Source organism: Microbacterium sp. CCH5-D1, assembly GCF_001557335.1.
GTDB lineage: Bacteria > Actinomycetota > Actinomycetes > Actinomycetales > Microbacteriaceae > Microbacterium > Microbacterium oxydans.
Genome location: NZ_LSJW01000098.1, coordinates 1 through 3,628, shown reverse-complemented (window position 1 = coordinate 3,628; position 3,628 = coordinate 1). Strand labels below are relative to the sequence as shown.

The window sequence follows — 3,628 nt, the reverse complement described above, 5'->3', positions numbered from 1 at the left end:
TGTTCTGGTTGATGATGTGCCTGCCGCGGCGGGCGTGGTCGAACGCCCGCGGGAGGAGCCGCAGGTCGTGGCCGGTGAAGGCGACGTCGGCGGACTCGATCGCGGCGTCGGAGCCGGTCGCGCCCATCGCGATGCCGATGTCCGCGGCGGCCAGGGCGGGGGCGTCGTTGATGCCGTCGCCGATCATCGCGACCGAGCCGTGCCTGCCCAGTTCGCTGATCGCGGTGGCCTTGTCCTCCGGGCGCAGCTCGGCGCGCACGTCCTCGATCCCGGCCTGCGCGGCCAGTGCCCGGGCGGTGCGGGCGTTGTCGCCGGTGAGCATGGTCACCCCGACGCCCTGGGCGGCGAGGGTGCGGACCACCTCTGGGACCTCGGGGCGCAGCTCGTCGCGGACACCGACCGCGGCGACCGGGGCGTCGTCGCGGTGCACGATCACGACGGTCATGCCCTGCTCCTCCAGGCCCGCGACCTGGTCCTTGAGCGTTCCCGCGTCGAGCCAGCGGGGGCTACCGACTGTGACCCTGGCCCCGTCGATGCTGCCTTCGATGCCGTGCCCGGCCTGCTCGGTCACGTCCAAGGCGGCGGGAGCTCCGGGGGCGGCGGCGGTGATCGCGGCGGCCAGCGGGTGGGTGCTGTGCTGCTCCAGCGACGCAGCCCACGCCAACGCCTGCGCCTCGGTCACGCCGTCCGTGGTGAGGACGACGGTGACGGCGGGCTCGTTGCGGGTGAGGGTGCCGGTCTTGTCGACGGCGACGTGGCGGATCACGCCGAACCGTTCGAACACGGCACCGGATTTGATGATCACGCCGAACTTGCTCGCCGAGCCGATCGCGGCGACGACGGTCAGCGGGACGGAGATCGCCAGCGCGCACGGGGACGCGGCGACGAGCACCACGAGGGCGCGGGTGATCCACAGCTCCGGGTCGCCGAGCAGCGAGCCGATGATCGCGACGAGGGCGGCGAGGATCAGTACGCCGGGCACGAGGGGACGGGCGATGCGGTCGGCGAGGCGGGCGCGGTCGCCCTTCTCGGCCTGCGCCTGCTCGACCAGCTCCACGATCGTGGTCAGCGAGTTGTCCGTGCCCGCCGCGGTCGCCTCGACCTCCAGGGCACCGGCGGTGTTGATCGCCCCGGCCGACACCGCGTCGCCGGGCTCGACCTCCACCGGGATGGACTCGCCGGTGATCGCCGAGGTGTCCAGGCTCGACCGGCCCGTGCGGACGATCCCGTCGGTCGCGATCCGCTCACCCGGACGCACGAGCATCAGCTGACCAACGGCCAGGTCCTTCGCGGCGACCTCCATGGACGCGCCATCCTGCCGGATGGTCGCGGTCTCCGGGACCAGCTTGAGCAGCGCCCGCAGCCCGCCGCGGGCGCGGTCCATCGCCTTGTCCTCCAGCGCCTCGGCGATCGAGTACAAGAACGCCAACGCCGCGGCCTCCTCGACGTAGCCGAGGATGACCGCGCCGACCGCGCTGATCGTCATCAGCAGCCCGATGCCGAGCTTGCCCGTGAACAGCTTGCGGACCGCGCCCGGGGTGAACGTCGACGCACCCAGCAGCAGGCCGATCCAGAACGCCACCAGCGCCGGGATCTCCGCACCCGTCCATTCCAGGACCAGGCCCGTGCCGAAGGCGACGCCGGAGAGCACCGGGACCATGATCCCGCGGTCACGCCACCACGGCCGCTCCCGCTCCTCCTCGGTTCCCTCCCCGGCCTGGGTCTCCGGCTCGTCGCAGCCGCACGCCGCGCTCACGCGCCCGCTCCCGTCCCGCAGCAGCCCGGCACCGTGCACTCGGCGTCCACGCACGGCGCGTGCTCGTCCACGGCCAGCGTCACGTCCACCAGCGCCGTGAGCGCCGCCGCGAGGTGCGGGTCGGCGATCTCGTAGCGCGTCTGCCGGCCCTCGGGCTCGGCGACCACGATCCCGCAGTCGCGAAGACAGGTCAGATGGTTCGAGACGTTCGAGCGCGTCAGCTCCAACTCGCGCGAGAGCACGGCCGGGTAGCTCGGGCCGTCCAGCAGGGTCATCAGGATCCGGGAGCGCGTCGGGTCAGCCATGGCCCGGCCCAGCCGGTTCATGACATCGAGGCGAGAAGCAATGGTCAGCATGCACTGAACTATACAGCAACCGCTGACCACTCCTCGAGCGTTGAGACCTCGAATACGCGACTTAGCAACAATCGGAGCTACCAGTAGCCATCCTGTCGAGGTTCACCCCGGAGCTCGAGGTCTACAGCATCGACGAGGCCTTCCTGCGGGTGAGCCCGCGCATCGCGCGAGACCCGGACGCGATGACCGCTCTGGGGCGGGAGATCAAGGACACCCTGCGCCGGCTGATCGGTGTGCCGGTGTGCGTCGGGATCGCGGAAACGCGCACCTTGGCCAAGCTCGCGAACAGGTCGGCGAAGAAGATCGCCGCGTTCGACGGGGTCTGCGTCTGGCCGGCCACCCGACCGGAGTGGCGGCAGCACCTGATGAGCCGGCTGCCGGTGTCAGAGGTCTGGGGTATCGCGTCCCGGCTTGAGCGCCGCCTGGTGGCCATAGGGATCTCCTCGATCGCCGATCTCGCCGCGGCCGACCCGGTGCGCATCCGCAAGGCGTTCAACGTCGTGGTGATGCGCACGGCGCTGGAACTGCGAGGGGTGCCCTCGATCGTTGCGGAGGAGGATCGCACGGGCCGCAAAGAGCAGCTGATCGTGTCGCGGTCGTTCTCCGAGAAGGTCACCACCCGCGACGGGATGCGCCAGGCGCTGTCGATCTACGCTCAACAGGCCGCGACCCGCCTGGTGCGCCACCGGCAGGTCGCGAAGCTGCTCACCGCGTTCGCCGGAACGTCGCACTACTCCGAGCAGCGCAGCTTCCCCTCAGTGCTGGTGAAGCTGCCGGCGCCCACCGCCGACCCTGTCGAGCTCACCCGCGCCGCCCACCGCCTGCTGCCGCTGATCGAGGACGGCGGCCGCTACGCGCGTGCCGGTCTGATGCTCACCGACCTGCGGCCGGCAGAGGTCAGCCAGCCGCTCGATCTGTTCCGCTTCGCGCACGAGGAGTCGGGCATCGCCGAGCTAATCGACAAGGTGCAGCGCAAGGAAGGCCGAGATCTCCTCGGCCTCGGCTACGGCGGGATGCGGCCGGGTCCGTCGTGGCAGATGAAGCGGGAAATGCTCACCCCGCGCGCTACCACCCACTGGGACGAATTGGCCACCGTAAGGGCCTGAACGGCGCTAGGAGGCGCTCACCTCGTCGACGGGTAGCTCGGGCCGCGCGCGGACGAATCGGACTGCGTGTCGGAAGGAGTGGCCGGTCATGGCGACGTCGGCCGAGATCTCGACAACGATCGGTTCGACGAGGGTCAGGTCGATGACATCGCGGCCGCCACTGTTGAATCGGTCGAGGGCTCCCGGTTTGACCTGCGCCGGCCACGGATGCGGTTCCGTCGGCGGCTGCAGCCGGCCGAGGGCGCGCGAAGCGGCGGCCCGCAACGGCGTGGAGCGGCCGACGATCCGCAGTTCGCCGTCGACGGGAAGCCCGACCACGAGCGCCTCCGGGCGCTGCAGGGAGCCGATCATCGCGCCGCAAACGACGTCGAGAGTGTCCCGGTGCTTCACCTTCACCCACTGCCGTTGAC

3 protein-coding genes and 1 pseudogene are annotated in these 3,628 nt (G+C 71.0%); 1 reads left to right on the top strand and 3 read right to left on the bottom strand.

Annotation, left to right across the window (positions count from 1 at the left end; genetic code table 11):
- Nucleotides 1-1,756: heavy metal translocating P-type ATPase (locus AX744_RS06825; protein ID WP_197429169.1), on the bottom strand; the 1,756-nt coding region annotated here is incomplete at its 3' end.
- The gene (gene cmtR / locus AX744_RS06820) at nucleotides 1,753-2,112 is read right to left on the bottom strand and encodes a Cd(II)/Pb(II)-sensing metalloregulatory transcriptional regulator CmtR (RefSeq protein ID WP_007633539.1); all 360 of its coding nucleotides are present in this window, start codon (nucleotides 2,110-2,112) and stop codon (nucleotides 1,753-1,755) included. The genes AX744_RS06825 and cmtR, both read right to left, overlap by 4 nt.
- 89 nt (nucleotides 2,113-2,201) lie before the next feature.
- Here cmtR and AX744_RS06815 point away from each other — a divergent pair, with 89 nt between their 5' ends.
- Nucleotides 2,202-3,218, top strand: a complete 1,017-nt coding sequence (locus tag AX744_RS06815; protein ID WP_061015958.1) for a DinB/UmuC family translesion DNA polymerase — start codon at nucleotides 2,202-2,204, stop codon at nucleotides 3,216-3,218.
- Between the two features lie 6 nt (nucleotides 3,219-3,224).
- Here the strand turns inward: AX744_RS06815 and AX744_RS06810 are convergent.
- A pseudogene (locus tag AX744_RS06810) lies at nucleotides 3,225-3,628 on the bottom strand (ATP-dependent DNA ligase); the annotation flags it as partial.

Coding starts and splice junctions, on each gene's coding strand:
- cmtR (WP_007633539.1), bottom strand. CDS start 2,112: ATGCTGACCATTGCTTCTCGCCTCGATGTCATGAACCGGCTGGGCCGG.